Annotated in this window: 3 protein-coding genes; all 3 read left to right on the top strand. The window is 36.9% G+C overall.

Annotation, left to right across the window (positions count from 1 at the left end; genetic code table 11):
• The first annotated feature begins 179 nt into the window (after nt 1-179).
• The 3 genes from NPX99_RS08480 to NPX99_RS08470 all read left to right on the top strand — a co-directional run bounded on the left by NPX99_RS08480 (nt 180) and on the right by NPX99_RS08470 (nt 2,308).
• A complete protein-coding gene (locus tag NPX99_RS08480; RefSeq protein WP_269031397.1) occupies nt 180-623 on the top strand; it encodes a hypothetical protein in 444 nt (147 codons plus the stop codon).
• Between the two features lie 297 nt (nt 624-920).
• A complete protein-coding gene (locus NPX99_RS08475; RefSeq protein ID WP_269031396.1) occupies nt 921-1,577 on the top strand; it encodes a hypothetical protein in 657 nt (218 codons plus the stop codon).
• A gap of 77 nt (nt 1,578-1,654) precedes the next feature.
• On the top strand, nt 1,655-2,308 hold the full coding sequence (locus NPX99_RS08470; RefSeq protein WP_269031395.1) for a hypothetical protein: 654 nt from the start codon (nt 1,655-1,657) through the stop codon (nt 2,306-2,308).
• Nucleotides 2,309-2,789: the final 481 nt, after the last annotated feature.

Here is a 2,789-nt window from a genome sequence, read left to right as displayed (position 1 = left end):
GGCAAAAGATAGCAAATGAGATGTCGATTTGAGATTGGATATGCGTTTAAATCGATAAAAAGGCACCGTACAAAGCGATTTAAATATTTTTTGATACAAACCACATAAGGAATTAAAACCGCTTTGTACGATTAAATTTGAGGCAAATAGACCAATTGGTAAAATTAAGGACTAAAAGCATGGGGATTTTAAAAGATTTGTTCTTAACAAAACGTAAACAGCCAATAAAGAAGTTTGTGGCAACAGCAAGAGGGCACGCACCATGGGGATTGGGGGTTACTGAGTATTTTTACAACATGTATGAGTATGAGGATGGCTCTAGAGAATACGAGGAATTGCAAGGTGGGCAATATCACGAAATACCTGATCATGTTGATTATAGCACGAAATCGCAAGTGAGAGGCTGGCTTTACGGTGGTGAAATGCCGTATTCTCTCTTAAGTTGCAAACCCTTGATAGATGAGGTGAATAAAAAAATCAAAAAACGCACAAAGCAAGATCAGTTGATTTGTAAAATCACAAACGAGGGTGTGGTGTGTAATTCACAAGCTTATGATATAGATCAAGAGTTAGAAAAAGCGCTTAATATTCAATTGGGTAATTTTCAAAATGAAAAAAAATGAAAAAAATATAAAATTCGTATTGACTTTAAAGGATGGTTGGTTTAGAAGGGTGACAAGTGCTTCAAAAACACTTGCGATTAGCGGATAAACCACGACAAGGTTTTTCCCATGTCTTTAAAATACTGACTGTCTTTTATGCTTATTAAAGCGTATATGGTTTATGTCGGGTGTGGTTACGCCATACAATACCCTTTTATGGGGAAAGCGTAACGACGGACTAATCGCCGTGTTTTTCAGCGCCCGGCGCCCTTATAGGGTTGTCAATGAAAAGCAATTAACGATTAGAAAGAATTTCAAATGACATATGTTGAAGATTTTAAAGATGCCCTTATCGCAGCTATTGCAAAACGCATGGGGGCAAATGATACCGGCCCGATACCCCCTCAAAAGCAAGGGGTTCCCAAAAAATACGAGTTCACTGGTGAGACAATTAAAGCCGGTATCCACACATTAAGACGCATTAGGGCTGTTAGAGATTTTGCTGATGTTAAAGCAGGGGACCTCGGTGGTTTTATAGAAAGTAGCTCGCATCTTTCGCATGATGGTGATTGCTGGGTTAGAGATAACGCTCGTGTCTGTCAACGAGCTTGTGTTTATGGCAACGCACAAATCTCTGGTGATGCATGGGTTTATGGTGATGCTCGTGTTTACGATAATGCAAAAATTCACGGTAAAGTTTGGGTTGATGGCTGTGTTTACGGTAATGCTGAGGTTTTTGGTGAGGTACAAACTTTACATAGCGCTCATATTTATGACAATGCCAAGGTTTACGGTAAGGCTGATGTGAGTGGCAAGGTTTATGGGAATGCGCATGTATTTGGTAATGCCAGTGTTTATAGGGGGGGGTGTGTTTATGGGAATGCAAAAATTTGTGGTAATGCGAGCGTTTGTAATGATGTTAGTGGTAACATCATAATCAATGGTAATAAAACAATTTTAGATAACGTTGCATAAATAACAGGCGCGGCGGGGGCGCCTCTCTCTAACCTTCTTACAAATGTTATCAACTATTTAGATTAGGGATAAAACCTATGTCCACTACAAATGTATCCAAAAAATATGAATTAACAAATGAAAAGCTTGTATCTAATAATCATACCCTTTATCGCATTCGTGCTTTAAGAGATTTCGATGATGTAAAGGCGGGTGATTTAGGTGGGTTTATCGAAAATGAAAGCAACTTATCCCATGATGGTAATTGTTGGATTTATGATAATGCTATAGCTGCTGTGAATGCCGCCGTTTCTGAAAATGCAAAGGTACGTAATGAAGCTTGGGTTTTTAATGAAGCAAGGGTATTAGGAAATGCCGTGATTAGCGATAAAGCGCGGGTTCTTGAAAATACTGCGTATGTTCATGGCAATGCAAAAATATACGACAATGCAATAATTTGTGGGGAAATTTATGGGAATGCCATTGTTTGTAATAAAGCCATGGTATCTACAGAAGCAAAAATTTATGACAATGCCAAGGTTTTGAATAATGCTTGTGTTGCTGGTTTGATTTATGGCAATGCAAAAATATCTGGAGCGGCTTGTATTTTTCCTGGTGCTGAAATTTATGATAATGCGTGCATTCAGGGAAAAACGAAAGTTTATTTCTATGTAAAGATTTCAGGCAATGCCGTTATTAAAGGCAATAAAAAAATTTATAAAGATATTTGTGGTGATGATAAAGCAGCGTAAATAACAGCTGGTTTTAACAAAAAAAAGCCGTGTCATTAACGACGCGGCTTTAATTTTAGAAAAGGAGTTCAAAATAGGAAAATGTAACTACTTTCTACATAAAATGTGTAAAATGTGCAAGAGTCTGTAAGAAAAAACCGCACCTTTTATGATGCGGTTCTGATTACAATAATTTTTTATCATCTAAGGAAAAATGACAAGATCTAAAATACATATTCTGTGTATAAAGGCAAGTTCTTTCTTATCGATTTGCATCTTAAAACGCGTCATGTTAATCTTATTTTGCAACGTAAATGTTGTATTTTGAGCCGTTTTTTAGGTTTGAGATTTCCCCCCCTTTTGAAGAATAAAGCCGTGCCAATTAATTTTGACACGGCTTTGTTTTGCAATGCAGGCTGGTCTTTAAATTATATGAATAAATTGTGTATAATGACAAGAGCTTTCTTATCAAATTGCATCTTTAAAAAGAGTATGTTATCTT

This window comes from Bartonella sp. 220B (assembly GCF_026930205.1).
In the GTDB taxonomy this organism is placed as follows: Bacteria; Pseudomonadota; Alphaproteobacteria; order Rhizobiales; family Rhizobiaceae; genus Bartonella.
This window is presented reverse-complemented; position numbering and strand designations above follow the sequence as displayed.